34 protein-coding genes and 1 tRNA gene are annotated in these 26305 nt (G+C 68.5%); 26 read left to right on the top strand and 9 right to left on the bottom strand.

What is annotated here, in order from left to right; all coding sequences use genetic code 11:
* The first annotated feature begins 286 nt into the window (after positions 1-286).
* The 9 genes from EFY87_RS13745 to EFY87_RS13705 all read left to right on the top strand — a co-directional run bounded on the left by EFY87_RS13745 (position 287) and on the right by EFY87_RS13705 (position 4993).
* Entirely contained in the window at positions 287-847 is a 561-nt protein-coding gene (locus EFY87_RS13745; RefSeq protein WP_123272066.1) for a hypothetical protein, read from the top strand.
* Positions 844-1242, top strand: a complete 399-nt coding sequence (locus EFY87_RS13740) for a transcriptional regulator (protein ID WP_123272065.1) — start codon at positions 844-846, stop codon at positions 1240-1242. The genes EFY87_RS13745 and EFY87_RS13740 overlap by 4 nt, the downstream gene beginning before the upstream one ends.
* A 56-nt stretch (positions 1243-1298) precedes the next feature.
* Positions 1299-2030 carry a class I SAM-dependent methyltransferase gene (locus EFY87_RS13735; protein ID WP_123272064.1) on the top strand — a complete coding sequence of 244 codons (732 nt, stop codon included), beginning with the start codon at positions 1299-1301 and terminating at the stop codon, positions 2028-2030.
* Between the two features lie 135 nt (positions 2031-2165).
* Complete coding sequence (locus EFY87_RS13730) at positions 2166-2990, top strand: LytR C-terminal domain-containing protein (protein WP_123272063.1); 825 nt, start codon at positions 2166-2168, stop codon at positions 2988-2990.
* A gap of 117 nt (positions 2991-3107) precedes the next feature.
* Entirely contained in the window at positions 3108-3401 is a 294-nt protein-coding gene (locus tag EFY87_RS13725; protein WP_123272062.1) for a type II toxin-antitoxin system VapB family antitoxin, read from the top strand.
* Positions 3402-3497: 96 nt separating this feature from the next.
* Positions 3498-4031, top strand: coding sequence for a LytR C-terminal domain-containing protein (locus tag EFY87_RS13720; RefSeq protein WP_123272061.1), 534 nt, complete (start codon positions 3498-3500; stop codon positions 4029-4031).
* 109 nt (positions 4032-4140) lie between these two features.
* Positions 4141-4230, top strand: a tRNA-Ser gene (locus EFY87_RS13715).
* A gap of 292 nt (positions 4231-4522) precedes the next feature.
* Positions 4523-4759, top strand: coding sequence for a hypothetical protein (locus EFY87_RS13710; protein ID WP_220093633.1), 237 nt, complete (start codon positions 4523-4525; stop codon positions 4757-4759).
* 45 nt (positions 4760-4804) lie between these two features.
* Entirely contained in the window at positions 4805-4993 is a 189-nt protein-coding gene (locus EFY87_RS13705) for a hypothetical protein (protein WP_123272059.1), read from the top strand.
* A 155-nt stretch (positions 4994-5148) separates the two neighbouring features.
* Here the strand turns inward: EFY87_RS13705 and EFY87_RS13700 are convergent, their stop codons facing one another.
* Positions 5149-5799, bottom strand: coding sequence for a TetR/AcrR family transcriptional regulator (locus tag EFY87_RS13700; protein WP_245988645.1), 651 nt, complete (start codon positions 5797-5799; stop codon positions 5149-5151).
* A gap of 99 nt (positions 5800-5898) precedes the next feature.
* Between EFY87_RS13700 and EFY87_RS13695 the strand changes: the two genes are divergently transcribed.
* Positions 5899-6363, top strand: coding sequence for a DUF6069 family protein (locus tag EFY87_RS13695; RefSeq protein ID WP_123272058.1), 465 nt, complete (start codon positions 5899-5901; stop codon positions 6361-6363).
* A gap of 69 nt (positions 6364-6432) precedes the next feature.
* Positions 6433-6873: a hypothetical protein gene (locus EFY87_RS13690; RefSeq protein ID WP_123272057.1), complete on the top strand. Its 441-nt coding sequence runs from the start codon at positions 6433-6435 to the stop codon at positions 6871-6873.
* A gap of 41 nt (positions 6874-6914) precedes the next feature.
* Here the strand turns inward: EFY87_RS13690 and EFY87_RS20355 are convergent, their stop codons facing one another.
* Positions 6915-7346 (bottom strand): DUF4232 domain-containing protein, encoded by a 432-nt coding sequence (locus EFY87_RS20355; protein ID WP_281276208.1) that lies wholly within the window; start codon positions 7344-7346, stop codon positions 6915-6917.
* A 40-nt stretch (positions 7347-7386) separates the two neighbouring features.
* On the opposite strand from EFY87_RS20355, the gene EFY87_RS20350 reads away from it, so the two are divergent.
* Positions 7387-7620, top strand: coding sequence for a hypothetical protein (locus EFY87_RS20350; RefSeq protein WP_158607641.1), 234 nt, complete (start codon positions 7387-7389; stop codon positions 7618-7620).
* A gap of 54 nt (positions 7621-7674) precedes the next feature.
* Here EFY87_RS20350 and EFY87_RS13680 read toward each other — a convergent pair whose 3' ends face one another.
* The gene (locus EFY87_RS13680) at positions 7675-8202 is read right to left on the bottom strand and encodes a mycothiol transferase (protein WP_245988644.1); all 528 of its coding nucleotides are present in this window, start codon (positions 8200-8202) and stop codon (positions 7675-7677) included.
* 63 nt (positions 8203-8265) lie between these two features.
* Between EFY87_RS13680 and EFY87_RS13675 the strand changes: the two genes are divergently transcribed.
* Both EFY87_RS13675 and EFY87_RS13670 read left to right on the top strand, forming a co-directional pair.
* On the top strand, positions 8266-8568 hold the full coding sequence (locus EFY87_RS13675) for a DUF6412 domain-containing protein (RefSeq protein ID WP_220093632.1): 303 nt from the start codon (positions 8266-8268) through the stop codon (positions 8566-8568).
* Positions 8569-8629: 61 nt separating this feature from the next.
* Positions 8630-9211, top strand: coding sequence for a membrane protein insertase YidC (locus EFY87_RS13670; protein WP_148043338.1), 582 nt, complete (start codon positions 8630-8632; stop codon positions 9209-9211).
* 83 nt (positions 9212-9294) lie between these two features.
* On the opposite strand, the gene EFY87_RS13665 is transcribed toward EFY87_RS13670, so the two are convergent.
* Positions 9295-10329, bottom strand: a complete 1035-nt coding sequence (locus EFY87_RS13665; protein ID WP_245988643.1) for an SAM-dependent methyltransferase — start codon at positions 10327-10329, stop codon at positions 9295-9297.
* A gap of 167 nt (positions 10330-10496) precedes the next feature.
* On the opposite strand from EFY87_RS13665, the gene EFY87_RS20345 reads away from it, so the two are divergent.
* Together EFY87_RS20345 and EFY87_RS13660 are read left to right on the top strand one after the other, a co-directional pair.
* Positions 10497-10658, top strand: coding sequence for a hypothetical protein (locus EFY87_RS20345; protein ID WP_158607640.1), 162 nt, complete (start codon positions 10497-10499; stop codon positions 10656-10658).
* Positions 10659-10717: 59 nt separating this feature from the next.
* Positions 10718-11038, top strand: coding sequence for a hypothetical protein (locus EFY87_RS13660; protein WP_123272054.1), 321 nt, complete (start codon positions 10718-10720; stop codon positions 11036-11038).
* 210 nt (positions 11039-11248) lie between these two features.
* On the opposite strand, the gene EFY87_RS13655 is transcribed toward EFY87_RS13660, so the two are convergent.
* A complete protein-coding gene (locus tag EFY87_RS13655) occupies positions 11249-12496 on the bottom strand; it encodes an MFS transporter (protein WP_245988642.1) in 1248 nt (415 codons plus the stop codon).
* A gap of 167 nt (positions 12497-12663) precedes the next feature.
* On the opposite strand from EFY87_RS13655, the gene EFY87_RS13650 reads away from it, so the two are divergent.
* Positions 12664-14103 carry a protein kinase domain-containing protein gene (locus EFY87_RS13650; RefSeq protein WP_123272052.1) on the top strand — a complete coding sequence of 480 codons (1440 nt, stop codon included), beginning with the start codon at positions 12664-12666 and terminating at the stop codon, positions 14101-14103.
* Positions 14104-14215: 112 nt separating this feature from the next.
* On the opposite strand, the gene EFY87_RS13645 is transcribed toward EFY87_RS13650, so the two are convergent.
* A complete protein-coding gene (locus EFY87_RS13645) occupies positions 14216-16471 on the bottom strand; it encodes a heavy metal translocating P-type ATPase (protein ID WP_245988641.1) in 2256 nt (751 codons plus the stop codon).
* A gap of 116 nt (positions 16472-16587) precedes the next feature.
* Between EFY87_RS13645 and EFY87_RS13640 the strand changes: the two genes are divergently transcribed.
* Entirely contained in the window at positions 16588-17391 is an 804-nt protein-coding gene (locus tag EFY87_RS13640; protein ID WP_123272050.1) for a thioesterase family protein, read from the top strand.
* Here EFY87_RS13640 and EFY87_RS13635 read toward each other — a convergent pair.
* Positions 17311-18408, bottom strand: a complete 1098-nt coding sequence (locus tag EFY87_RS13635) for a phosphatase PAP2 family protein (protein WP_158607639.1) — start codon at positions 18406-18408, stop codon at positions 17311-17313. The genes EFY87_RS13640 and EFY87_RS13635 overlap by 81 nt on opposite strands.
* Positions 18409-18564: 156 nt before the next feature.
* On the opposite strand from EFY87_RS13635, the gene EFY87_RS13630 reads away from it, so the two are divergent.
* Together EFY87_RS13630 and EFY87_RS13625 are read left to right on the top strand one after the other, a co-directional pair.
* A complete protein-coding gene (locus tag EFY87_RS13630) occupies positions 18565-18894 on the top strand; it encodes a DUF4235 domain-containing protein (RefSeq protein ID WP_158607638.1) in 330 nt (109 codons plus the stop codon).
* A gap of 67 nt (positions 18895-18961) precedes the next feature.
* Positions 18962-19348: an ankyrin repeat domain-containing protein gene (locus tag EFY87_RS13625; protein WP_123272047.1), complete on the top strand. Its 387-nt coding sequence runs from the start codon at positions 18962-18964 to the stop codon at positions 19346-19348.
* Between the two features lie 20 nt (positions 19349-19368).
* On the opposite strand, the gene EFY87_RS13620 is transcribed toward EFY87_RS13625, so the two are convergent.
* Positions 19369-19887: an Lrp/AsnC family transcriptional regulator gene (locus EFY87_RS13620; protein WP_123272046.1), complete on the bottom strand. Its 519-nt coding sequence runs from the start codon at positions 19885-19887 to the stop codon at positions 19369-19371.
* A gap of 78 nt (positions 19888-19965) precedes the next feature.
* Here EFY87_RS13620 and EFY87_RS13615 point away from each other — a divergent pair, with 78 nt between their 5' ends.
* The 6 genes from EFY87_RS13615 to EFY87_RS13590 all read left to right on the top strand — a co-directional run bounded on the left by EFY87_RS13615 (position 19966) and on the right by EFY87_RS13590 (position 25547).
* Positions 19966-21090 carry a thiamine pyrophosphate-dependent enzyme gene (locus tag EFY87_RS13615; protein ID WP_123272045.1) on the top strand — a complete coding sequence of 375 codons (1125 nt, stop codon included), beginning with the start codon at positions 19966-19968 and terminating at the stop codon, positions 21088-21090.
* Positions 21087-22100, top strand: coding sequence for an alpha-ketoacid dehydrogenase subunit beta (locus tag EFY87_RS13610; RefSeq protein ID WP_123272044.1), 1014 nt, complete (start codon positions 21087-21089; stop codon positions 22098-22100). Before EFY87_RS13615 ends, EFY87_RS13610 begins: the two co-directional genes overlap by 4 nt.
* Positions 22093-23472, top strand: a complete 1380-nt coding sequence (locus tag EFY87_RS13605; RefSeq protein WP_123272043.1) for a dihydrolipoamide acetyltransferase family protein — start codon at positions 22093-22095, stop codon at positions 23470-23472. The genes EFY87_RS13610 and EFY87_RS13605 overlap by 8 nt, the downstream gene beginning before the upstream one ends.
* A 65-nt stretch (positions 23473-23537) precedes the next feature.
* Positions 23538-23849, top strand: coding sequence for a DUF4333 domain-containing protein (locus EFY87_RS13600; RefSeq protein WP_158607637.1), 312 nt, complete (start codon positions 23538-23540; stop codon positions 23847-23849).
* Complete coding sequence (locus tag EFY87_RS13595; RefSeq protein ID WP_158607636.1) at positions 23846-24826, top strand: magnesium transporter CorA family protein; 981 nt, start codon at positions 23846-23848, stop codon at positions 24824-24826. Before EFY87_RS13600 ends, EFY87_RS13595 begins: the two co-directional genes overlap by 4 nt.
* Before the next feature lie 4 nt (positions 24827-24830).
* Entirely contained in the window at positions 24831-25547 is a 717-nt protein-coding gene (locus tag EFY87_RS13590) for a Dph6-related ATP pyrophosphatase (protein ID WP_123272040.1), read from the top strand.
* Between the two features lie 442 nt (positions 25548-25989).
* Here EFY87_RS13590 and EFY87_RS21180 read toward each other — a convergent pair whose 3' ends face one another.
* Positions 25990-26124: a hypothetical protein gene (locus EFY87_RS21180; RefSeq protein ID WP_281276207.1), complete on the bottom strand. Its 135-nt coding sequence runs from the start codon at positions 26122-26124 to the stop codon at positions 25990-25992.
* Positions 26125-26305: the final 181 nt, after the last annotated feature.

The following is a 26305-nucleotide window of genomic DNA, read 5'->3' as shown; positions in this document are numbered from 1 at the left end:
GACGGTTCCCCTATCCTCCGCCAGATGCCAACGGCGCCACCCACGACTTTCGAGTGGTGCCGTTTGCTATCGGACGCCTCCCCTGCTCGGCAGAACGCGCGCTCTACCGCGCGATCTGCATAGCGGCAGGGTCGGCGTACCGCACGTGCCACCGTAGATGGACCAAACACAGTCCATGTAGGTCTTCGATCGCTCACGTGACAACCCGCTGCAACGTGGGTGTGAACAACTGGAGCGCTCACACCGACACTGACACGGACACCGCCCCGTACGGGATAGTGGACAGGTGGACGAGCAGCTCACCCCGGACGAGGCGGCCAGGTCCCTCGCCGCGCTGGACCCGGTCACCGACCGCTCCAGACGTTTGGTAGCGACCGCCAACCTCAACCGCCCGCTGATCGCGTGGGGGTGCGCCTGGCTGGTGGGCGGCCTGGCGCTGCAGCTGGTGCGCGGGACCGCCGGTGTGACGGTCGCGCTCGCGGGCTGCGCCGTCGCGGTGGCCGCGACCTGGGGCATCCGCAGCCGAACGGTTCGCACCGGCAGGGAACGCCGGATCATGGCGGGCTGGTCGGCGCTGCTGGTTAGTTCGGCGCTGTTCGTGGTCATCGCGGCACCCACCGACCGTGCGGGCCCGCTGATCATCCCCGCCGCCGTGTGGGCCCTAGGCATGTTGCTCTTCGGCATCGCCGCGCCCGATCCGCCGCTCGCCGTCGCCGGTGGCGCGATCCTGCTGATCGCCGCCGCCGGGCGCGTCCTGCTGGACGACTGGGTCGTCCTGCTGGTGAGAGTGCTGGGCGGGCTCGCGATGGCGGTCACCGGCCTGGCCCGCCTGCGGGAGCGGGTATGACGACGCGGCGCCGCCCTTCACCCGAACAGCCGGCGCCCGCCGATCACACCGGGCCGCAGGACGCCGAACAGGTGCTCGCCCGGCTCGCCGAGGACCTGCGCCGGCCCTTCGATCCGGTGCTGACCGATCCGACCCGGTTGCGACTGCAGGCCGCACTCCAGGCGGTGCCGGACGGCGGAGCGATGAGCTTCACCGCGCTGCGCAAAGTGCTGCACCTGACCGACGGAAATCTGAACGTCCACCTGAAGACGCTGGTCGCCGCCGGTTTCGTGGACACCGAGGAGACCTGGACCGGTCGCCGCCGGACGACGTATTACCACGCGACTCCGGCCGGGCGAGCAGCCTTCGACGGGCATGTGCGCGCGTTGCGCGCGGTGATCGCGGCCGCTGACTGACTGCGGCGTGCGGCGATTTCCAGCACATACTCTGTCCGATAAAGTATCGTGCCGGAATGAGCGACTCTCGATCGTCCGGCGGACGCCCCAGCTACGGGATCGACGCGCCATACGTGCCCATCATCTTCCTGATCGTCGCCGTCGTGTTCATCGCCGGCGCCGCGGCCGGCGTTGCCGTGTGGTGGGTCGCGCTGATCGGCGTCTTCTTCCTGGCCCAGGCAATCTGCTATCTGCACGCGACGCTGCGCGGCAAGCACACCGCATGGTCCCGGCTGCTGGACGGCCTGCACCTGACCGGCGGCGAGCAGGTGCTCGACCTGGGCTGCGGTCGTGGCGCCGTCCTGCTCGCGGCGGCCGGCCGGCTGACCACCGGCCACGCGCATGGGCTGGACCTGTGGCGCTCCCAGGATCAGAGCGGCAACAGCCCCGACGTCACGCGCGCCAACGCCGTCGCGCTGGGCGTCGCCGACCGGGTCGACCTCGACACCGGCGACATGACGCAATTGCCCTATCCGGACGGGACTTTCGACGTGGTGGTCAGTTCGCTCGCGATCCACAACATCCGGGACGTCGAGGGCCGCTTCCGGGTGCTGGACGAGGCGCTACGAGTGCTGCGGCCCGGGGGGCGCCTGGTGGTCGCCGACATACGGACCGTCCGCCGGTATGCCAACCACCTGCGCAGTGTCGGGGCCGCCGAGGTGACGGTTCGCGGACTCGGCCCCGGCTTCTGGTTCGGCGGTCCGTGGCAGGCGACCAGCGTGGTCACCGCGACCAAACCGGCCGGCTGACCCGGCGAATCGCCGTCCCGGCGAGCAGTAACCGGACCGTGACCGACGCGTGACCCCGGGTACAGGGGTTCCCCTGCCCGACCACTCATACTGTCTGGTGACAGACATTCTTCTCGGGGCACACAGGGTGGCAGGATGGGGTTGACCCGCAGGCACGCGGTGGGGACGACCGTTGCCCTCGCACTCGCCATACCCGCACTTGCCGCGTGCAGTGGCTCCGGTTCGACACCGGCCGCGACGTCCAGTTGCTCGGCCGCGCTCGCCGCCCCGTCGATGAAGATCCCGCTCAGTTCGATCTATATCAACGTCTGGAACGCCACCGGCACGAACGGGCAAGCGGCCAGCGTCGCCGATCAGCTGAAGTGGCGCGGGCTACACATCATCGCGACCGGCAACGATCCGTCGGGCGAGTCTCCCCCAGCACACGCCGAGATCCGGTTCGGGCCGAACGGCAAGCAGATTGCGCTGACCGTCGCGCAACAGGTGAAGGACGCGGTGCTGGAGGAGGACAACCGCACCAACCCCAGTGTGGACGTCGTGATCGGCCAGAAGTTCGCGCTCGTGCCGGTGCCACCGCCACCGCCGTCGAAGATCACCGTCAACGTACTGAACGCCTTCGTCATACCCGGTACGGCGACCGACGTCGCCGCAGACATGCGCAAGCGCGGCTTCCACGTCGCCCAGGTCGGCAACACCAGCGACTTCTATCCCGACCACGCGGTCATCATCCGGTATGGCGAGCAGGGCGCGCCGGCAGCGCAGCGAGTTGCGTTGCAGTTCCACGATGTTCAGATGGTGCAGGACGGCCGCTCGAACGCCACCGTCGACATCGTGATCGGCAGCAAGTGGACCGACAGCGCCATCGTGCCGGCCGCGCAGGCGACGCCGAAGCCGACGCCATCGCCGACGCCCACGTGCAGACCGCTCACCACCGCGAAGAAGTCGCCGAAGAGCTCCTGAGCCGCGGCTGTGCGACGTGACCTTGTGCCTGTCTATGCCGCCGCGCTGCCCGAGAACGGGCGCGCCACGCGTGGACACGCGGACTTTCGCCAGGCAGGGACACCTAAGCTGGGCGCTGTGATCTTCAAGGCGGTGGGCGACGGGCGACCCTACCCTGATCACGGCCTGGTCAGTCCGAGGGACTGGAGCACCGTGTCGCCGCGCGTCGTGCGGCTCGACGAACTCGTGACGGTCAAGCGCACCCTCGATCTGGACACATTGCTGTCGGAGGATTCAACGTTCTACGGCGACATCTTCGCGCACGTCGTCGCCTGGGAAGGCGACCTCTATCTCGAGGACGGCCTGCACCGGGCGCTGCGCGCAGCCCTGCAGCAACGGCCGGTGCTGCATGCGCGGGTGCTGGTGCTGTGAGCAAGCGACCACCAGGGCTCAGGAGGGGATGCCCATGAGCAAGCGACCACCAGGGCTCAGGACGAATCGCCGCACCCGACGCAGGAGGGGGCGGCGATGAGTTACGTCCGCGAGGACGGCCTGGCCCATGCCCGGCGCCGCCGGCAGCGCCGCTCGATCATCGTGCTCGTTGTCGCCGTGCTGCTCCTCTTCGGCGCCCTGTTCTACGCGCTGGCGTTCATGCGCAAGTCGACCGAATCGTCGCCGTCGGCCTCGTCATCGTGCGCCGTGACCACCACCGCGCCGCCGCAGTCGATCTTCACCCTCAACGTCTACAACGCCTCATCCGACAGCGGTGTCGCGAAGCGGACGGCCGCGGCCCTGCAGACGCACGGGTTCACGATCGGCACGGTCAGCAACGACCCCTACAAGGAGTCACTCAGCGGTGTCGGACAGATCCGCTTCGGGCCGAAGGGCAAGAAGGACGCCACGACGTATGTCGAGAAGTACCTCCACGGCGCGACCCTCGTCCAGGACGGCCGCACCGACGACTCGGTCGACGTGGTGCTGGGCGACGAAGCTCCCACGATCAAGTCCGCTCCCCCTGCAAAGGTTTCGCTCCCGCCCGGCTGCTCGACCCCCACGCCGTAGCTCGCCTGGGTGGCCGAGTAACCGGAGGAGCGCAGCGAGGGAGGCGTATCGAGGCTGCTGCCTCGCATCCGTTTTGGCGCGATCGCAGCGGTCCGGTACTCTCGTCGGCGGTGGCGTGTCCGAGCGGCCGAAGGTGCAACACTCGAAATGTTGTGTGGGGGCGACTCCACCGTGGGTTCAAATCCCACCGCCACCGCCAAGAAGAGGGACCCCGACACGTATTTCCGTCGGGGTCCCTCTTCGTGTGATTGGATGCAGCGGGATTTGGGAGGAGCTGGGGGCCGCGAGGAACGAGCGGGCGCACCAGCGACGGTTCCCACCGCCACATCCAGCGAAGAACCCCGGGAAACCGGGGTTCTTGCTGTCCTGGACAGTAATGGGCAACCCACTGGGCACGAAATGAGCACGCGAACCTGCAGCTGCGCCATGCCCTCAACCTCCGACGAGGCCCCCGCATCCCACGGCGGGTAATATGTTTTATGCGTACAACGGTGGATCTCCCCGACGAGCTGATGCGGGCCGCCAAGGCGCGAGCCGCGACCCGTGGGGAGTCGCTGAAGGACCTCTTCGAACGTGCCGTGGCCACCGAGATCGGCCGGTCGCGGCCAGGGCGACGAGTGTCGTTCCCGCTGGTCGGATCTGACGATCCGACCGTCACCCAGGCCGACATCGAAGCGGCCGACGCGCTTGCGCAGGAAGCAGACGACCTGCATCAGGCGTTCGGGTGACTCTCCTCGATGTCGGGCCGGTCCGGTGTCTGCCGAGTGACGGCGATGAGCCTGATGCGCGTCCTGTCCAACCCTGCCGTCATGTCCGCCGACGCGATGAGCAGCCGCCAGGCGTGGGATGTCGTAGATATCGTCCTGTCCGACGAGCGGTTCGATTGGCACGATGAACCAGTCGGGATCACCGATGGGTTCCGGCGCCTGTCGGCGACCGACGATCGCAGCCACAAACTGTAGGCCGACGACTACCTAGCGGCGTTCGCACTCTGCATGTCGAGCTCGCCGACAACCCTGGATCGCAAGCTCCTGGACCGCTACCCCGAACTCGACGTAGTTGTCATCTGACCCGCTCGCTGGGAAAACCTGGGTGCGTTTGCGGGCTTCGCTCCGGGTCAGTCCACCTGGCCCGCGGTGAGCGCTGGCAACAGAACACCGTCGATGAGCGTTTCCGCAGTGCCGACGTCAAGCCGCGTCCGCCGCATGACGACGTTCCGGAACGCGATCGCGGGCAGGAGCCCGCCGATCAACTCGATCGGCGCCGATGCCTTGATCACCCCCCGATCCGTCCAGCGCCGGATCACCGCGGCCAATGCCGCGGCGGGCGGCGCGCCGATTGCGTCATACGCGGCCTTGCCGAGCTCGGGATGGCGCGTCGCGTCGCTGAGCAGAGCGCCCATCACCAACGCCGCTTCCTCGTGGCCACTGGTGTAGTGGCGCGCGCACTCGAGCAGATCCCCCCGAAGTGAGCCGGTGTCAGGAACGACCACCGGGGCCTGGAGCGCGCGCACAGCGGCGATGACCAACTCGGACTTGCCCGGCCAGCGCCGGTAGAGCGCAGCCTTCCCGGTCCCAGCAGCTTTGGCGACTGCTTCGACGGTCATGCCGTCATACCCATGCTCGATCAGCAAGCGCCGAGTGACGGACAGCATCGCCGACTCCAGCATCGGATCCCGCGGCCGTCCGGCGCGCCGGACGGCCGGAGCCGACTCAACGCGAGACTCGGTCGACCGCTGGGCATCCGGGGGGCTGTCGAGTCGGCTCACAGCGCAATCCTATCTTTCGGGACTTGTTAGTTCCGTATTATTACGGTACTAATTGGTCTCGTAATAGCTTGAAGGCAACTCAGCATCAGGGAGCCCGACATGTCCCACCTCGTCACACCGCCCCACGCGCATCCGGCGACACCAAGCTCACCAGCGACCACACGCCTCCCGTGGTCCACGACCGGCATCCTGGGCGGCGCGGCCGTCCTCGCCGTCGCGGTCAATGCGCTGGTTGCCGCGATTGGCGTCCAGACAGGTGCAGACCACGCCTTCGGGCCGCTGCAGCTGCCGGTCTTCGGTCTGTTCACCGTCGCCGGGCTACTTGCCGGCTGGGTCGGTTGGTCCATGCTGCTGCGTCGAGCACGGCAGCCGCGCACGACGCTTCGCATCGTCGTTCCGGTCGCCGTGATCGCGTCGTTCACGCCCGACCTGGTGCTGCTGGCAACGCGGTTCATCCCCCACAGCAACCTCGCCGGGGTGCTCGCACTGATGACCATGCACCTGGTGGTTGCCGTCGTCGGCGTCCCTGCCTACGCAGCGGCCTCCCACCGGCGGCGCCGCTGAGACCCGGGCCTGCCCACATCTCCCGCCGAGACAACTCGGCTGAATCCCGAAGAATGACAGGAGAAGAAGATGACCGGAAAGCGCGTGTCCCTCATGATCGGCTTCGGCCTGGCCGGCGCAGTCGTCCTCGGCGGCACGGTGTCCGCCGGAGAGGCACTTGCCGCCCATGGCGCCGGTCCGACCCCATCGGCAACCACCCAGCCTGCACGACCCGCATTCGCACCGCACTGCACCGGTGGCCCCGACTTCGGCCCGGGCCGGATGCGACCGGCCAGCAAGGTGACCGGCACCGAATTGGCCAAGGTCACCGCCGCAGTGAAAGCCAAGAAGCCACGCGTGCAGGTCAAGGCCGTGCTCAAGGGCCGTGACGGCACCTACTTCGTGCTCGGCACGGACGACGGGAAGCGCGCGTTCGTCACGGTCGACAAGAACCTCACTTCGGTCACCGAGCACACGGGTGGCCCAGGACCCTGGGGCCCTGGCGGACCGGGAAGCCCGTGGCGTCCGTAGCCCGCCCGGTCACAGCCGGGGCGACGGGTATGACGACTACGTCATACCCCGTCGTTGTTCGGTCCGGGCAGGATCGGACCGACCCGCAGGAACGGGCCGTTCTGCGGCGGTTTGCAGGTGATTCCCTGCATCGGCACGAACGCCGCCTGGTAGGAATCCGGCGGGTAGACCCGGATGCCGCGCACCTTCATCTGTGTGCAGTTCGACTTCTGCGGCGCGCTGGACAGGAAGAGCCCCGCGGAGGCAGTGGCGTTCGGCTGGATGACAACCTGCTGGTGACCGATGATGCGCTGCGCCGCCGATCCGACCTGGTGACCATCGTTGCCGGCGACATACGACACCCCTGGCGCGCCGGTGAGCTCACAGGCCGCCTTGCCGATGTTGGTGAACTGCAGCGGCCGATGCGCACCCTGCATGTCGGCGTTCCCCATGCCGACGGAGACCTTCAGTTGCGCGACCGTGCATCGCGGCACCTGCTTGCCGGCTGACGACGTAGCGGGGGCAGGCGAACTCGTGGACGTGCTGCTCGATCCCCCTGCCGATGCGGTCGATGAGGTGCTCGGTGCCTGGCTGGACGACTGTCCTGCGCCGCTCGATGTGGACGAACTCGCTGGCGACTGCGCGGCGGTCTTTCCACCGCTCGAGCTGCATCCGGTGAGGAGCAGCATCAGCCCACCGGTGGCGGCCAGTGCAATGCGTGCGCGTTGCATCGTGATCATCTCCCACTCACGGCCGATCGCTCAGTGATCGACCTCTGCTTCGTATGACGCCGAAGACCGTCCGCAGGTTGGGTCGCTGATCTCAGCGCTGATCGAGAAGCCCTCGTACATAAGCCAATTGCCCCAGATGCTGAGTGATGTCACCGATCACCGAAACGATGCGCACGGCCGCGGTCACCGGCGGATCCCAGCGCTCATCGACGATGCGCTCGTAGTCCGCCGGGGTGTGCAGTTGCGTGACCACCTCGACGCTCAGGTCGTGAACCGCTGCGTGGTAACCGATCAGCAGCGACGCGTCAGGCACCGTGAATGCGCCGACGTCCGCACTCGTCTGCCCGTAGCCGATGGCGCCCTCGTCATACGGCAGCCCGAAACGCGCCGCCCAGCCGCCGCTGGTCCACGCCTGCTCGACGTCGCCGACCCCCGCGAGATGGTCGTCCTGCACCCGGGTGAGGTGCCAGGCGAGCCAGCCGATCGGGTTCGCGTCCGGAGCGGGGCGCCACCTCAGTTCCTCTGCGCTCAATCCGTCCAATTGCGAAGGTAGTTCGTCGCGCACCCGAGTGAACGCGTCGACCAGGATGTCCGTCGTCAGTGTCGCCATGTCAGCCATGACCCCACTCAACCACTCCCGCCGCCTTGCCGCTCCCGCGCGGTATGGCGCAGACTGATCGACGTGGCACTGACCGAGAACGTGCACCGCACCCGCGCCCACTTCGCCGGTATGGCGGTGCTTTTCGGTCTGCTCGCGTCTCTTGCGGGTGGCACCCCCTCGTCAGTGGTCATCAGCGTCGTCATCGCGACCGCGTTGCTGGCCCTCGTGGCGCTGCACGTCGTGCTCCCTCAGCCGGCCGCGCAGGCAGGCGTCGGACCGCACCGCGCGCGGGCGCCGGACGTCATACTCCCGAGCACTCATCCGGACGCAGCCGGCCATTCCCGGCCGCGAGCACCCGGGGCGACTGCGGTGGCCCCGGCCTGACCCACTGCTGGGGTCACCTCCGATCACCCGTCAATTCCCTTGATCCGGAGGCTCTTTCGCCATGCATATTCTTGCCGTGCTCGACCCGTTCGTCCATCTCCTCTATGCCGTCGTCGCGCCGCTGGCGAGGCACGTTCCCGCGGCGGCCCTGGTCGTCGCGCTCACCCTGCTGACCCGGCTGGCACTGCACCCGCTGATGCGCCGGCCGGGCCTGCTCACCGCGCTCGCGCAAGCGCCGGTCTTCGCGACGATCTACCGGCTCTTCACCACTCCGGTGATCGCCGGCCAGCAGAACCTGCTGCTCGACCAGTCACTGCTCGGCGTCCCGATGTCCGGGCATCTGCTGGTCGTCGGCGTGCCGGGGATATTCGTGCTCGGCGTGGTGCTGGCGCTCATCGTCGCGGTCGCCTGGCTCACCGTGCTCGACACCCGCACGCACCTGCCGGAACTCGCGCTTCCCGCAGGCCAGCCGCCCGAGGTTGCCGCCGTGGCCGAGCGGATGCGGCGGGTGACGCCATACCTCTCACTCGGGTCGGTGCTCTTCGCGGCGTTCATGCCGCTGGCCGCGATGCTCTATCTGCTGACCAGCTCCACCTGGAGCCTGCTGGAGCGCCGGCACCTGCGCGCCGCTGCCGCGCTCTGATCGAGAGGACCCACAACGCATTGAGGGGACCCCAAAATCGGCCCTGTTATGGGGTCCGCTCGATGCATAAGGGGTCCTCTCGATCAAGTGGCACGCCGGGTCGCGACGACCGTCACCTCGTGCCGGTTGTGCTGCAACTGCCGCATGAAGCTGGGGTCGTAGGCCTGCGTGAGCACTGCGAGTGCGTCGTCGATCTGCTTCTCGGGGTTGTTGGTGCCGAGTTTCAGGGTGACGATCGCCGATCCACCAGGCCGCAGCAGCCGCGCTGCCTCCACCATCGTGTGCGCGGTCAGCTGCGGCACCATCCGCATGTCGTTGACGATCAGGTCGACGGCCTCGCCGTCATACGCCTTCACGAAGTCACCGGCAGTCTGCCGGTGGTGTATGACGCCAGGGAGCGCCAGCACCCGCTCATCCAACGCTGCCGGATCGACGGAGTGCACGGTCCGAAACCTCTGGGAATGCACGATTCTCGTCCAGCCGCCCGGACTGGCCCCAAGGTCCACCGCGACATCGCCGCGCGGCGCCTCGACGTACGAGAAGAGTTCCTCCAGCTTGAACTCCGCACGCGACACCTGCTCCGGCCGCGTCGCCAGCCGGATGCGACCGCCCGGCCAATCGCACAGCGACACCGCGGCCGGGTTGACTCCTGCGGTGATCCGGTCGGTGCCGATGCACACGCTGCCGACGGTGTCGGCGCCCGTCGTGACCACCCGGATCCCGTTGTCCAGCAACAGTTCCAGCAACGGGCGGCGCACCTTGCCCGGCGCGAAACCGGCGTCGCCGCTGTCCCAGGTGTGCAGGCTGATCGTGTCGCCGACGTCCAGTGCGGCGAGCAGCACGCTGGCCGCCCACTCCGCGAGCGCCGCCGCGGTGTCAACGCTGCCGGCGCCCCGCACGGCGTCCGCGCGCGCGAGATGCCGCACCAGGGGGATCTCGCCACCCCAGCACGCGTCGGCCGCGCCGGCGAGATCGCCCGAACCCAGGTGCGCAACACCAGCGTCCGGTCCGACGCGCTGCACCTTCGTGACATCCAGGGCAGCGCGCAACTCCGCGACAGCGAAGCGGTAGTAGTCGGGGGCGACGGAGAAGAGGATCGGCGGTTCCACGTCGGACATCGTCTCAGGCCGGCACGGATCGAGCGGCACAGAAATGCATTGAGCGGACCAGAAATCCGGCTCGCATATGTGTGCCGCTCGATGCGTTAGTGTGCCGCTCGATCACCGAAGCGGCGCAGCAGCCGGAGGTCGAATGCGCGCCCGGTTGCCGCGGGGCATGAAGATCAATGGCCCGCCACGTCATACGACCGCGGGCCTTCCCCGTCACGAATTCAGGGAGCACAGGGTTCGCCAGTCTCGGCCGGTATGTCGTCAAGCACCCGTGGCAGATCATCGCCGACTGGATCGTGGCTGCCGTCGTGATCATCGCGCTCGCCCGGCGCTGCTGAACAGCAGCAACGAGAGCGACTTCCTGCCGCGGCACTACGAGTAGATCAAGGCAGCGGACGTGCAGGCGAAGGCGTTCCCGGCCGCGTTCACCCCGACCATGATCGGCGTCTTCGAGCGCACCGACGGCAAGCCGCTGACCACCGCGGACCAGGCAAAGGTGAAGTCCTTCGCGGCCGAGATCAGCGCCAAGAAGATCAAGAACGTCCAGCAGGTCATCCCGGCGCCCGCGTCGCCCAAGAAGCTGGTGCAGACGCTGCTCTTCGAGACGCCACAGCAGACGCGGGACAACTACAAGCAGCTCAACGACACCGCCCAAACTGTGCGCGACCAACTCCATGCGATGGTCAAGGGGACGGGTCTCTCGCCTGCGGCATCGTGATGGCGGCCTTCGTGATGGCCACGATCTTCACGCCCGCGCTCACCGCGCTGACCGGCCACCTCGCCTGGTGGTCCGGTCACGCCGACGAGAAGTCGTCCGAGGCGGCGAGCGCGTAGGGCCGGTCCACCCTGATCGTGCGGCACACCAACGCATTGAGCGGCACAGCAATTCACCCGAATTATTGTGCCGCCCAATGCGGATATGTGCCGCTCAATCACACAGCGCCGGGGCGCGCACCACCCGGTAGCGCACGAACACGGGGATCGAGACCGCAGCAACGAGCACGAGCACCACCACCAGCACCCCGCCACCGGCAGCGGTGACGGCCGTCCCGGCGACCGCGGCAAGACCGCCGTGCGCGACATCCGCGATGCGCGGGCCACCTCCGACGACCACGGTGAAGACACCCTGGAGCCGGCCGCGCACCTCGTCGGTGGCCGCCTCCTGCAGCATGGTCGACCGGAACGCGGCTGACGCCATATCGGCCGCGCCACCCACCACGAGGCCGGCGAGCGCGATGGCGAGGAACCCGTCGGGACGGCCGCCCGCCATACCGACCGCGACGCCGAAGACGATCATCCCGGCACCCCAGACGACGATCGCGCAGACCACCGCCAGGCCCTGGCGCTCGACCCGCGAGACCCACCCGGAGAAGATCCCGCCCAGCACCGCACCGGCCGGGATCGCCGCGAACAGCAACGCGAACACGACACCGCCGTCGATGGGGCCGCCGAAACTCTGGTGCGCGACCTGCGGGAAGAGCGCCCGCGGCATGCCGAACACCATCGCGATGATGTCGACCAGGAACGACATCAGCAGCACCTTGTGCTTGCTCAGGTAGGCGAATCCGTCGATGACGGAACGCAGTCCGGCCTTCGTCACATTGCGGTGCTCCGGCGGCATCGACGGCAGGGCGATCACCGCCCAGAGCGTCGCGAACAGGCAGATCGTGTCGGTCAGATAGAGATACTGGTAGCCGAGGACGGGGATCAGCGCGCCGCCGACGAGCGGGCCGGCGATCGCGCCGAACTGCATGACGGTCATGTTCAGCGAGTTGGCGGCCGGCAACTGGTCCAGCGGGATCAGCCGCGGCAGGATCGCCGTCCGGGTCGGCTGGTTGACCGCGAAGAACGCTTGCTGCACCGCGAAGAGCACCAGGATGAACCACACGTTCCGCAGCCGGACGGCCGCCTGCAGCCAGAAGATCGCACTGCACGCAATCAGCCCGACGGTCGACATCAGCAGCAGCAGCCGCCGGTCCATCGCGTCGGCGAGCGCCCCGCCGTACAGGCCGAAGACGACGAGCGGGACCAGCCCGAAGACACCGGTCAGGCCGACGTATGCCGAACTGTCCGTCTCGGCGTAGATCTGTGCCGGCACCGCCACGACCGTGAGTTGCGCCCCGATCACGGTGATGATGTTGGCGGTCCACAACCGCTGGAAGGCTGGAACGCGCAAGGGTCGGGTGTCCGCGAAGACGCTGCGGAGACGGCTCACTGGGGTCCTGTTCGGCTCGGAAGGTTCCGGGGAACAATGTAAGCCCCCACCGAGTCCGCAATGGAACGTGCGACCGTCTTTCGGACGTCGTTAGGCTGCAGCGAAACACTCGGAGGGTCTCAGGCGACATGGAGCGCACGAACGGCACGCAGATCGGTGGCCGCTACCTGCTGGACTCGCGGATCGCCGGTGGCGGCATGGGCGAGGTATGGCGCGGCACCGACTCGGTGCTGGAGCGCCCCGTCGCGATCAAGCTGCTCAAGACCGGGCTGACCGACGACCCGGAGTTCCTCGCCCGCTTCCGCACCGAGGCACGCAATGCGGCGCGGCTCAGCCACGGCAACATCGCGCAGGTCCACGACTACGGCGAGGACAGCGGCACGGCGTTCCTGGTGATGGAGCTGATCGAGGGCGAGCCGCTCTCGCAGGTGATCGCCCAGCGTGCGCCGTTGCCCGAAGCGGACGCCGTGCACCTGCTCGTGCAGGCGGCCAACGCACTGCACGCAGCACACGCCAAGGGCATCGTGCACCGCGACGTGAAGCCCGCGAACATCGTGGTCGACGACGAATCCGTCGCCAAACTCACCGATTTCGGCATCGCGCGGGCGCTCGACGCGTCGTCGATGACCCGTGCCGGAGAGGTCATGGGGACGCCGCAATATCTCGCGCCGGAGGCCGCAATGGGCAAGGAGGCAACGGCGGAGTCCGACGTCTACTCGCTGGCCGTCGTCGCGTTCCAGCTGTTGACCGGGCGACTGCCCTTCCATGCCGACACGGCGATCGGGTTCGCGCTCGCGCACGTGCAGCAGCCCGTGCCGCCGCTGCCGGACTCGGTGTCCGCGCCCTTGCGTGCGGTCATCGAGTCCGCGATGGCCAAGGACCCGGCCGCGCGGCCACAGGGCGCGACGGAGTTTGCGCGACTCCTGCAAGCCGCGATCGCTGGCGAGCGGACGTCACCGCGTCACCTGGCGCCGGTGCGCGTCGCGCACCTGCCGGAAGGACAGCCCGCGACACCCGTCGCTCCGACCGCCGTCATCGGGTCGGCACGCCAGGCCGTCTTCACCTTGTCGCGCGGCCAGAACGCACCGCTGTCGTCGACGCGGCTGTCCGTGCGGGTGGAGGCGACCAGTGGTGCGCCGGTCGACCTCATCGCGTGCGAGGTCGGCGCCGGCGAACATGCCATCGACGACGAGAGTCTGGTCTTCTTCAACAACCGCACCTCCGCGGACGGCGTCGTCCGGCTCACCGACTCCGGCCGGGTCGAGTTCGACGCGTCGGCTCTCGGTGAGCAGGTGCGCGCGGTCGTCGTGGGCGTCGCGGTCGACCCTCCCGCCATACTCGGGGAACTCGCGGACCTGCGCACGACCGTGTATGCCGGCAACGGCGACCAGGGTGAGGAGTTCCGCCTCCCGGCACAGTTGACCGACGAACGCGCGGCAGTGCTGGCCCGGATCTACCGTCGCGGTGACACCTGGAAGGTCCGCAACGTGTCCGCAGGCTGGCAGTCCGGCCTCGAAGCGCTGGTCGACTCCCTCGGCCTCGCCGTGGCGTCCCCGCCCTCCCCGTGATCGAGAGGACCCCAAACCGATCGAGTGGACCCCATGTGGGGCCCAATATGGGGTCCGTTCGTGATCTAAGGGGTCCTCTCGATCAGGTGGGGGGTGCGCACGCGGACACCCGTCAGGGCAGCGGCTGGAAGCGCCGTAGCCGCAACGAGTTCAGCACCACGAAGACTGACGAGAACGCCATCGCGAACCCCGCGACCATCGGCCCGAGCCGGCCGCTCATCGCCAGCGGGATCGCCGCCACGTTGTAGCCGAATGCCCACACCAGGTTGGCCTTGATCACCCGTAACGTGCTGCGGGACAAGCGGATTGCGTCGGCGGCACCGCGCAGGTCACCACGCACCAACGTCAGGTCGCTTGCCTCGATGGCAACATCGGTGCCGGTGCCCATCGCGATGCCCAGGTCGGCCTGGGCGAGCGCGGCAGCGTCGTTCACGCCGTCACCGACCATCGCGACCACCCGCCCGGAGGCCTGCAGCTCGCGCACCCGCGACGCTTTCTCCTCCGGCAGCACTCCGGCGATGACCTCGTCGATGCCGACAGCCGCCGCTACCGTGCGGGCTACCTGCTCGTTGTCGCCGGTGAGCAGCACCGGTGACAGGCCCAGCCGGCGCAGCTCGGCGACCGCGGTCGCCGAGCTCGGCTTGATCTCATCGGCGATCGTGATCAGCCCGCGGGCGGCGGCGTCCCAGGCCACCGCCACCACGGTCTCACCGGCGCCTTCCGCGTCCCGCATGGCCGATGCGAGTTCGGCCGGTAGTTCAACACCGCTGCGCTGCAACAGGTTCGGGCGCCCCACGATGACCTCGCGGCCGTCGACCTCACCGGTGACGCCGAGACCGCTGACATCCGTCATCCGGTCGACGGGCAATAGCGTGCCGTGCTCTGTGGCGGCGTCGGAGATCGCCCGGGCAATGGGGTGCGCGGACCCGTGTTCGAGCGCGCCAGCCAGCGCGAGCACGTCGCCTTCGTGCTCCCCCTCCGCGGGTATGACGCGCACCACCCGCATCACGCCCGTCGTGACCGTGCCGGTCTTGTCCAGCAGCACGGTGTCGACGGTGCGAGTGTTTTCCAGCACCTCCGGGCCTTTGATGAGCAGCCCCAGCTGCGCGCCGCGCCCGCTTCCGACGAGTAGCGCAGTCGGCGTCGCGAGGCCCAGCGCGCACGGGCAGGCGACGACGAGCACGGCAACCGCGGCGGTGAACGCGGTCACGACCGATCCGCCGATGATCGCCCAGCCCAGGAAGGTCAGCACCGCGAGCACCAGCACCACCGGCACGAAGATCGCGGACACCCGGTCGGCCAGGCGCTGCACCTGCGCCTTGCCGGTCTGCGCCTCCTCGACCAGCCGGCCAAGCTGCGCCAGCGCGGTGTCCGCGCCGACCCGCGTGGCCCGCACGACAAGCCGGCCTCCCTCGTTCACGGCGGAGCCGGTGACTGCGGAACCCGGTCCGACCTCGACCGGCACCGACTCCCCGGTCATCGCCGAGTTGTCCACCGCCGAGGTGCCTTCGACGACCTCGCCATCGGTCGCGATCTTCTCGCCCGACCGGGTGACGAAGAGGTCACCGACGCGCAATTCCTCGACAGGGATGGTGGATTCGCGCCCGTCGCGCAGCACCGAGACGTCCTTCGCACCGAGCTCGAGCAGTGCTCGCAGCGCGGCTCCGGCACTCCGCTTGGAGCGCGCCTCCAGATAGCGGCCGGTCAGCAGGAACGCCGTCACCCCGGCGGCTGCCTCCAGATAAATCGTGCGCGAACCCTCGCTCGGCGCGGTGGTCAGCGAGAAGCCGTGGTGCATGCCCGGCATGCCGGCATCCCCGATGAAGAGTGCATAGAGCGACCAGCCGAACGCCGCGATCGTGCCGATGCTGACCAGCGTGTCCATCGTCGTCGCGCGATGCCGCAGTCCTGCCCACGCGGCCCGGTGGAAGGGCAGACCGCCCCAGACCACCACGGGCGCGGTCAGCACCAGCGAGAGCCACTGCCAGTTGCGGAACTGGAACGCCGGCACCATCGCCAGCACGATCACCGGCGCCGCGAGCACCCAGCTGACGATCATCCGGTGCCGCAACTGCGCGGTCTCGTCGGGCACGGGAGCGGCATCCTCGGCCACCGGACGCGCTGGTTGCGGGACCGCTGCGTCATACCCTGCAGCCCGTATGGCGCCAATCAGCTCCTCGGTCGAGACCCGCTCGGGATAGGACACTTTCGCCTTCTCCGTCGCGAAATTGACTGTCGCGTCGACGCCGTCGATCTTGCGCAGCTTCTTCTCGATGCGCATCGCGCACGAGGCGCAGGTCATCCCGGTGATGCCGAACTCCACCTGCAACGGTGCGTGGTCCTGTGTCGTCATACCTTGCTGGCTCATCTACGCGTACCTCCAGACACCGCAACCATACCCCCCATGGGTATATTCCGTTCACGGTGACCCGCCCCCAACGCACCTGCGCCGGCCGCTCTCCTGGTCGCCTACGCTGCTGTCCCGTGACCGATGCCCCCAACGCAGCCACCCCGGACGCCTACTACCGCCCCGTGCGGCCGGGCGTCTACCAGCCGACGACGCACGTGCAGGGCGCGTGGCAGGAAACCGAGCAGCACATGGCCCCCATCAGCGGCCTGATCACGCATGAGCTGGCGATGCACGAGCATCGCGCCGGCATGCAGATCGGCCGGATCTGCTTCGAGATCCTCGGCATGATCCCGTTGCAGGAGAGCACGATCCGGGTCGAGACGATCCGGCCGGGCCGCACCATCGAGCTGCTCGAAGCCACGCTGACGATCGGCGGGCGCGACATCATCCGGGCGCGAGCCTGGCGACTGGCAGTGTCGGATCTGGGCGAGTATGCCGGCAGCGAACTCCCGGCCATGTCCGGCCCGGAGCACGCCGAACCGATGCCCATGTCCGGCGAGTGGCCCGGCGGCTACATCCGCTCCCTGCAGGTTGCCGCCGTGCCGGGCGGCCGGGGCGGCCGCCGGCAGGCCTGGGTCCGCTCCAGCCACCCGTTGATCGACGGCGTCGAGGCGGCGCCGCTGGCGGCATACACGATGCTCGTCGATACGGCGAACGGCATTGCAACGCGGGTGCGTCCGGACGAGTTGATGTTCCCGAACGTCGACCTGACGCTGCATTTCGTGCGCCGGCCCGACCCGGCGTGGGTCGGGCTCGACACGAGCGTCACCTTCGGACCGGACGGACTCGGCCTCACCTCATCCGTGCTGCACGACGTCCACGGGCCGGTCGGCCGGGTCGAGCAGTGCCTCACGGTCCGTCGCCCGCCAGCTCGATAGCACTCCGGCTCCGCCCAGCCACCCGGGCAGATGCAGCGGCCGGCGGCGCAGGACGCGCCATGCCGCCAGCAGCACCACCGCATAGAGCAGGCCGGCGATCTCATCGGTCACGTAGTGCTCACCGGAGTAGATGAGCGTGAACGACATCAGCGCCGGGTAGAGCAGCAGGAACGGCCGCACCCACCGGCGGACGCTGAACCAGAAGAAGCCGATGACCAGGGTCGCGGTCGCCAGGTGCAGCGACGGCATCGCCGCCACCGGGTTGGACCGATCCTGCGCGTCGCCGAGCACCTGGGCGGCGCCGTGGAAGTCCAGCCACGACCACCCCTGCCCGGACAGCCGATAGACCGGCGTGCCCGAGATGTAGCCCTGCTGCGACGCGAGCCACGGCGGACTCATCGGGAAGACGAAGTAGGTCGCAATGCCCGCAACGGCGAGCGCGACGAGCAGCGCGGCCCAGGCGCGGAACCGCTCGCGGGAGCGGATCCACAGCACCGCCGCGACGATAGGCGACACCATGAAATGGCTGCAATAACACAAAGTGATGAAGATCGACCACCACGGAGCCTGGTTGACGGCACCGCTCAAGTGCTGCTGCACCCACTGACTGGGCAGGTGCCCGCCGAACAGCCATTCGTCGACCCGGATCGGGAAGGTCACGTGCAGCGGCATGCCGATGCGGTTGATTGCGCCCTGGATCGGGAAGCCGTCGATGAAGCCGCCGCTGAAGTATGACGCGGCGCCGTAGCTGTAGTCGTACAGGAGCAGCACTCCCTGGAACGGCAGCCAGTCCAGCATCATCCGGCCCCACGCCCGCCAGCCCTTGCCGATGCAGACGGCGCTGAGCCCGGTGACGATCCACAGGGTGAGCCCGGCGCGGTCCATCGGCACGCCACGGGTCACACAGAAGATGGCGAGCGCGACCAGGTAGACACTGATCGCGGCCCAGCGCACGACATCCCACCGCACCCGGGAGAGGAGTGAAGTGGGGACGCTCTCCTCCCCTGCGGCAACCATTCGCGACATAGTAGAGGGCGACCTGTGGAGCGAACCATGTGTTCCCGATGAATTGTCCGGGCCGGACGGGTTCGCGCCGCATGTGGCAGGCTCGGTCCCGAGAGCGCGTGGTGTATGACGGGCCGCGCCGGCATACGAATGAAAGGTCGCAGGGCTATGAGTGGGATCGCGTGGAAGGTGCTCGCGACGGTGTCCGGCATCGCGGCCGGCAAGGCGGCGACGAAGGTCACGACCTCGGTGTGGAAGACCGCGACCGGGAACAAGCCGCCGACCGGCAGATACGACCCGGAGTTCTCCGCGATGCAGGTCGCGGTCTTCACCTTGGTGTCGACCGCGGTCACGGCCGGGTTCAAGGCGTTCGCCCAGCGCAAGGCCGCGGACTACTACACCCGCAGCGCCGGAACGCTGCCGCCGCCGATGCTGAAAGCGCAGCAGAAGGCCGCGGACAAAGCGAAGGCTGACGCGAAGGCTTCCGCCCGGGCGTGACCCTGCGCCGGGTCCGGCGTCTTCTGCTGCCTGTTCAGAATCCTCACAGGTCGGTTAGGCTCACCTTATGAGCAACGCGAGGACCGACGATGCTGCCCGGGCGGCGTCTGCCGATGACCCGCGCACCGACCTCGCGCGCACCGGAGACGTGGCCGGGCTGGTCGCCCAGCTCGACGCCGGTATGCCGGTGGACCTCGCCGATTCCTGTGGCAACACGCTGCTGATGCTGGCGGCATACCACGGCCACGCGGGCGCCGTGACGGCCCTGCTGGAGCGTGGCGCCGACGTCAACCGGCTCAATCATCGCGGCCAGTCGCCTTTGGCAGGAGCGGTTTTCAAGGCTGCGGACACGGTGGTCTGGCTGCTGCTTGACGCCGGCGCGGACGTGCAGGCGGGGTCACCGTCGGCAGCCGCGACCGCCGAGCTCTTCGGCCGCGGCGACTTGTTGCGCTGAGGTCCCGTCGTCCGGCTCAGTCACCTCACCCAGGGCGTGCCGGCCCCGCGAATCTCCTCGAACGCCAGCCAGGTCCGGGTGCCGAGCACGCCCGGGATGGCCTGGATCCGTTCGAGCACGAGGGTACGCAGCGCCTGATTGTCGGGCGCATGCGCGAGCGCCAGCACGTCGAACTCGGACGCCAGCAACGAGATCGAGTCGATGTAGTCGAGTTCGGCGAGCGCGGCCGACACCGACCGCCAGGTGTTCTGCTCGATCTGCAGCGCAATGTATGCCGTGGTGTGCAGGCCCGCCAGGTGCGGCACGATGCGCGCCCCGAATCCGGCAATCACCCCGTCGTCCAGCAGCCGCTGCAGCCGGGCGTAGGTCGCCGCGCGCGACAGGTGCAACTGCTCGGCGAGCGAGCGCACCGACAGGCGCGCGTCACGCTCGAGTGCGCCGACGATGCGCCGATCGACCTCGTCCAGTGGTCGCGGGGTGGCCGACCGTCCAGCCGCGCCCGGACTGGACGGCTCCGTGGTTGACTGTTGTGGCGTCATACCTGAAGTATGCCGCCATACGTCTTGTATGACGCGCCCCATCGAGGCAATTTGCCCAGCTGGCGGCACACTGGAGTGATGGAGACCACAGCCCAGGCGATGACGGCTGCGTTGCTGCCCTCGCCCAATCCGGTGCAACTGATCGACCCGACCGGGGCAGAGGTCGAGCAGGCGGGCACCCGGCGGGACTACCCGATGCCGAGTGCGGCACGGCTGCGCGAGATCTGGCACGCGATGGTGCTCGGCCGCCGGTTCGACGCGCAGGCGACGGCGCTGACCAAGCAGGGACGGCTGGCCGTCTATCCGAGCTCGCGCGGCCAGGAGGCGTGCCAGGTGGGTGCGATCTTGTCGATCACCGCGGACGACTGGTTCTTCCCCACCTACCGCGATTCGATGGCGCTGGCCAGTCGCGGCATCGACCCGATCGAGGTCCTGTCGCTGCTGCGCGGAGACAGCCACTGCGGCTACGACCCGATCGCTACGCACACCGCCGCACAGTGCACCCCGCTGTCGACACAGCTGATCCACGCGGCAGGCGCGGCATACGGCGAGAAGCGGCGCGGCACCGACCACGTCGCGCTCGCCTTCATCGGCGACGGCGCCACCAGCGAAGGCGACTTCCACGAGGCGCTCAACTTCGCGGCGGTTTTCGAGGCGCCGGTGATCTTCTTCGTGCAGAACAACAAGTACGCCATCAGCGTGCCGCTTTCGAAGCAGACCCGCGCACCGTCGTTGGCCTACAAGGGAATTGGGTATGGCGTGGCCGCCGAGCAGGTCGACGGCAACGACCCGGCCGCGGTGCTCGCGGTCATGGATCACGCGGTCGAGCACTGCCGCAGCGGCAAGGGCCCGTTCCTGATCGAGGCGCACACCTACCGCCTGGAGTCGCACACCAACGCCGACGACGCGACCCGATACCGCTCGTCGGACGAGGTCACCGCCTGGCTCGAGCGGGACCCGATTGCCCGCGTCGAGGCGTGGCTGCGGGGCCGTGGCGAGCTCAACGACGACGTGGTCGCGGCGACGAGGGCCGCCGCCGAGGCACTTGCCGCGGAGGTCCGCGAACGCATGAACACCGACGTCACCGTCGACCCGATGTCGTTGTTCGACAACGTTTTCGCGCAGCGGACGCCACAACTCGACGAGGCTCGCGCGATGGTCGCGGCCGAGCTTGCCGCCGACTCGCAGGAGGTTTCGTCATGACGGTGACCATGGGCGGCGCGCTGAACGCCGCGTTGCGCGACGCGCTCGCCGCCGACGACAATGTGCTGGTCTTCGGGGAGGACGTCGGCACCCTCGGCGGTGTCTTCCGCATCACCGACGGGCTGACGAGTGAGTTCGGCGAGCAGCGTTGTTTCGACACCCCGCTGGCCGAGTCCGGCATCGTGGGATTCGCAATCGGCTTGTGCCTCACCGGTTTTCGGCCGGTGGTCGAGATGCAGTTCGACGCGTTCGCCTACCCGGCATTCGAGCAGATCACCTCACACGTCGCGAAGATGCGCAACCGGACCTCCGGCCGGGTCGGGCTCCCGCTGGTCATCCGCATCCCGTATGCCGGGGGCATCGGCGGCGTCGAGCACCACTGCGACTCCAGCGAGGGCTACTACGCGCACACCCCGGGCCTGAAGGTCGTCACACCGTCCGACGCGGCCGACGCCTACAGCCTGCTGCGCGAGGCGATCGACGACCCGGACCCGGTGATCTTCCTGGAGCCGAAGGCGCTCTACTGGTCCAAGCAGGAGATCGAACTCCCTTGCACGCGAGCGCCTTTCGGCACTGCGAAGGTCCGCCGCGACGGAGACGACGTCACCCTGGTCACCTACGGTGCATCCGTGCCGACCGCCCTCAAGGCAGCCGAGGCGGCGGCCGACGAGGGCTGGAGCGTCGAAGTCATCGACCTGCGCACGATCGTCCCCTTCGACGACGAGACCGTGGTGCGCTCGGTGCGGCGCACCGGCCGGTGCGTGGTCCTGGCCGAGGCCCAGGGTTTCGCGGGCGTGGGTGCCGAGATCGCCGCGCGCGTGAGCGAGCGGTGCTTCCACTCCCTCGCCGCTCCGGTGGGCCGGGTCAGCGGGCTGCCCACGCCATACCCTGCCCCGATGCTGGAGAAGACCTACCTGCCCGGCGTCGAGCGCGTGCTGGACGCGATCGCCCGGCTGCAGTGGGACGACCAGCCGGACCTGACCTACGCGGAGGTCGGCGCTCGTGGCTGAGCAGACGTTCACACTGCCGGATCTCGGCGAAGGGTTGACCGAGGCCGAACTCGTCGAGTGGCTGGTCGCCGACGGGGATGAGGTCGTCATCGACCAGCACGTGGTGGTCGTCGAGACGGCCAAGGCGACCGTCGAGGTCCCCTGCCCGTATGCCGGGCGCGTGCACACCCGGCACGGGTCCGTCGGCGACACGATCGCCGTCGGGGCCGCATTGATCACGGTCGACTCCGACGACGGCGCAGCCGGCACGTCCGGTGCGGTGCTCGTCGGCTACGGCACCTCCGAGGGGGCCAGCACATCCTCGGCCACCCGGCGTGCGGCGCGCCACCGACGTGCCGCACGTTCCACCCCCACCACGCCCGCCCCCTCATCGCCAGTGACGGCTTCCTCGCCGACTGACGGCGGTATGACGCCGTCACTCGCTCGCCAGACCGTCACTCGACCTGCGAGCGCGCCCAAGGTCATCTCTCCCATCGTGCGCAAACTCGCGACCGACCACGGACTCGACTTGCGCACCATCACCCCCGGACCGGATGGCGTCATCCGCCGTAGCGATGTCGAAGCCGCTGCCGCAATCACGCTGGCCGGTCGAGGAGAACCGGAGACGGTGGCCGGGCAAGGAGAACCGCAGGCCCTGGCCGGTCGAGTAGCGCCCGAGGAGCGCGGCGGAGCAGACACGGATCGAGACCGGCCCGACAGCCGCATCCCGCTCACCGGTGTCCGCCGCGCGGTCGCCGAGAAGCTGACCACCTCGCGCCGCGAGATCCCCGACGCGACGACCTGGGTGGACGCGGACGCCACGGAGCTGATCGAGGCGCGCCGCGCGATCGGGCTCGAACGCGCGGGGCTGCTGGCGCTGCTCGGCCGAATCTGCGTCGCTGCCCTGCGCCGCTACCCGGAGCTGAACGCATCGGTCGACACCGGAAGCCAGGAGATCGTGCGCCACGGCGCCATACATCTGGGGTTTGCCGCCGACTCACCGCGTGGGCTGGTGGTGCCGGTCGTGCACGACGCGCACCTGCTGACGACACGGCAGCTCGCCGACCGTATGGCGCAGCTGGTCGATGCGGCCCGAGCCGGCACGCTCGCTCCCGCCGACCTGACCGGCGGGACCTTCACCCTCAACAACTACGGCGTGTTCGGGGTCGACGGCAGCACCCCGATCATCAACCATCCCGAGGCCGCGATGCTCGGTGTCGGGCGCATCATCGACCGGCCGTGGGTCGTCGACGGCGAGCTCGCGGTGCGCAAGGTGGTGCAACTCGGGCTGACCTTCGACCACCGGGTCTGCGACGGCGGGGTCGCCGGCGGCTTCCTCCGCTTCGTGGCGGACGCAGTGGAGCGTCCGCTCCGGTTGCTCGGGGACCTGTGAGCGGCGCGGGGCCTTCGCCATACCACCTGCCACGGGGACGACGTACACTCGCGCGGGTGATGGGCGTGACGAAGAAGAGGTCGCTGCGACGCGGGCTTGCGACGGTGGTTGCGGGTGTGGCCGTCGTCGGTCTGGTGGCCGGCTGCGGCGACAAGATCGTGAAGAAGAGCGATCTGCAGTCGCAGATCAAGGAGAAGGCGAGCGCGGCGGCGACCGGTTCGAAGATCGGCGACGTGCACTGTGACAGCGACCTGAAGGGGAAGGTCGGCTCGACGAGCAACTGCACGGCGCAGATCGACGGCAAACAGGTGGCACTGGTCGCCACCGTCACCAAGGTCACCGACAAGATCTACTACAACATCAGTCTCGCCAAGTGACGACCTGCGAACGTCGCACGCGCGTATGGCGTTCGGGCACACTCAGCAATGAAGACGTCGCTTTGGGCGACCTCCCGCAACTGCTCGACCAGGAGGACACCCTCACCTGGGTGGACCTGCTCGATCCCACCCAGGATGACGTCCAGGATCTCGCCGATGCTACCGGTCTCGACAAGCACACGGTCGAGGACGCGCTGAGCCAGAGTGAGCGGCCCAAGGCGGTGCGTTTCCATTCGTACGTCTTCGTCACCTGCTTCACGGTCGAAGGTATGGCGGAGGATGACGAACTGCACCGCCTCTCGATCATCGTGCTGCCTCGGGCCGTCGTCACCGTCCGCCTGGGCGGCGACTTCCCGATCGACACGGTCGAAGCGACCTTCGAGGATGATCCGGATCTCGTCGGGCTCGGCCCGCGGGCGCTGCTGCACACGATCCTGGACACCGTGGTGGACGGCTATTTCAGCGTCATCACCCGCATCGACGAGGCCGTCGATGACCTGGAGAGCAGCCTGTTCGACCAGCAGCACGCCGGGCCGGCCATCGCGCGGCGGGCCTTCACCCTGCACAAGGCGATCAGCCGGATGCGTCGGGTGACCTTGCCGATGCGCGAGGTCGTGACCACGATGCTGCGGCGAGCCGCCGGGGAGCAGGATCGCCGGGGCCTGCTGCCCTACTACGAGGACCTCTACGACCACACGATGCGCGTGGCCGAATGGTCCGAATCCCTGCGCGACACACTGGAATCCGTCCAGGACACCAACCTGGCGCTCGGTGATGCGGCGCTGAACAACATCATGAAAAAGCTCACCTCGTGGGCCGCCATCATCGCCGTACCGACCGCGATCACCGGGTGGTACGGACAGAACGTCCCCTACCCCGGATTCTCCAAGGAGTGGGGTTTCTGGTGTTCCACCCTGCTGATCGTCTGCATCGCGGTCGGCCTGTACGTCATCTTCAAGCGTCGCAACTGGTTGTGAGCACATGACGCGTATGCCGGTGGCGTTCCATTGGAGCGGCGGCAAGGACTCCGCGCACGCGCTCGGCCGGTTGTTGACCGATGAGCGGTATGACGTGCGGTGCCTCCTGACCACGGTGCACGCCGTGAGGGACGAATCCACGGTGCACGGCCTGCCAACGGCGTTGCTGCAGGCTCAGGCGGCTGCCATTGGTCTGCCACTGCGGATTGTCGAACTGCACGGTGCTGGCCTCGACGGGTATAACGAAGCGATGGAGGTCGAGACGCGCAGGCTTCGCTCGGAAGGGATCACCGGATGTGCATTCGGGGACCTGGAGCATTCAGATGTGTTGCAGTACAAGGAAATTCAGTTTGCGCCACTCGGTGTGAAGGTCATCGAACCGCTGTGGGGCATGTCGCCGCAGGAGTGCAGCGAGGACTTTCTCGCCAGCGGCATCGAGGCCATCACCGTGGTCGTCAACGCGGCAGTGCTCGATCGAGAGCACCTTGGCGTGCCAGTCGACAGGTCCTTCGTCCGCACCCTTCCGGCCGGATGCGATCCGTGCGGTGAATTCGGCGAGTTCCACACCTTCACCTGGAACGCCCCCTACTTCAGCTCACCGGTGCGGTTCGCCATCGGTGACAGCGAACGCATCGAGCGGCGTATCAGCACCTCGTCCGGAGACCAGGAGTTCGCCTACTGGCGGCTGCACCTTCGCGCGGTCGGTACACGGGCACGGTAGGCGGCACCCCGCGCCTTTCGCCCCTTCGTCGAGCGGGGTACTTCGGCATCGAGCGGGGTACTTCGGCATCGAGCGGGGTAGAAAACCGGCCGGTGAGCGTGCGTGGTTGTACCCCGTTCGGTGGGCTTCTACCCCGCTCGGTGAGGGGAGCGCGCAGCTCGAGGTCGTATGCCGGTCGGCGCGGCTGTACCCCGCTCGGCGAGAGGAGCGCGCAGCCCGAGGTCGTATGCCGGTCGGCGGGTTTGCACCCCGCTCGGAGAGACGAGCCCCATCGGGCACTCGAAGAGCCATCACACGGAAAGCCAGGGATCAAGATCTGCGGGGGCTCGACGGCCAGTATCAGGCGCCGCAGGGGCCAGGCTTGCCGCACTGGTCCGGTGCCGCTCAGGCAGGTGCGCTGCCGGTCCCAGGTCAGGCAGCTGTCTTGCCGGGGCCGCGATGCTCAGGCTGCGTCGCGGGTGGGCATCCGTCCGGGGGTCAGGTCCCAGCACACCCCGGCCGCGGTGACGGCCGCGAGCAGCCCGAGCCGGTGGACCAGGTGGTGGTGGAAGACGCACAACATGGCCGAGTTGATCAAACACGTTTCCCCGCCGGCCCACCATGGGTTCACGTGATGCACTTCGCACATGCCCGGTGGCCGGTCACACCCGGGGAAGGTGCACCCATGTCAAGGGCCAGTGATTTCTGCCCAGGGGCGGTCGTGAGACCTGCCCGGTGACGGTCACGAGAATTGCCCGGTGATGGCCGTGGGATCTGCC

The sequence above is a fragment of the Flexivirga caeni genome (genome assembly GCF_003724155.1).
Classification (GTDB): domain Bacteria; phylum Actinomycetota; class Actinomycetes; order Actinomycetales; family Dermatophilaceae; genus Flexivirga; species Flexivirga caeni.
The sequence above is the reverse complement of the archived record's forward strand: the minus strand, read 5'-3'. Positions and strand labels throughout refer to the sequence as shown.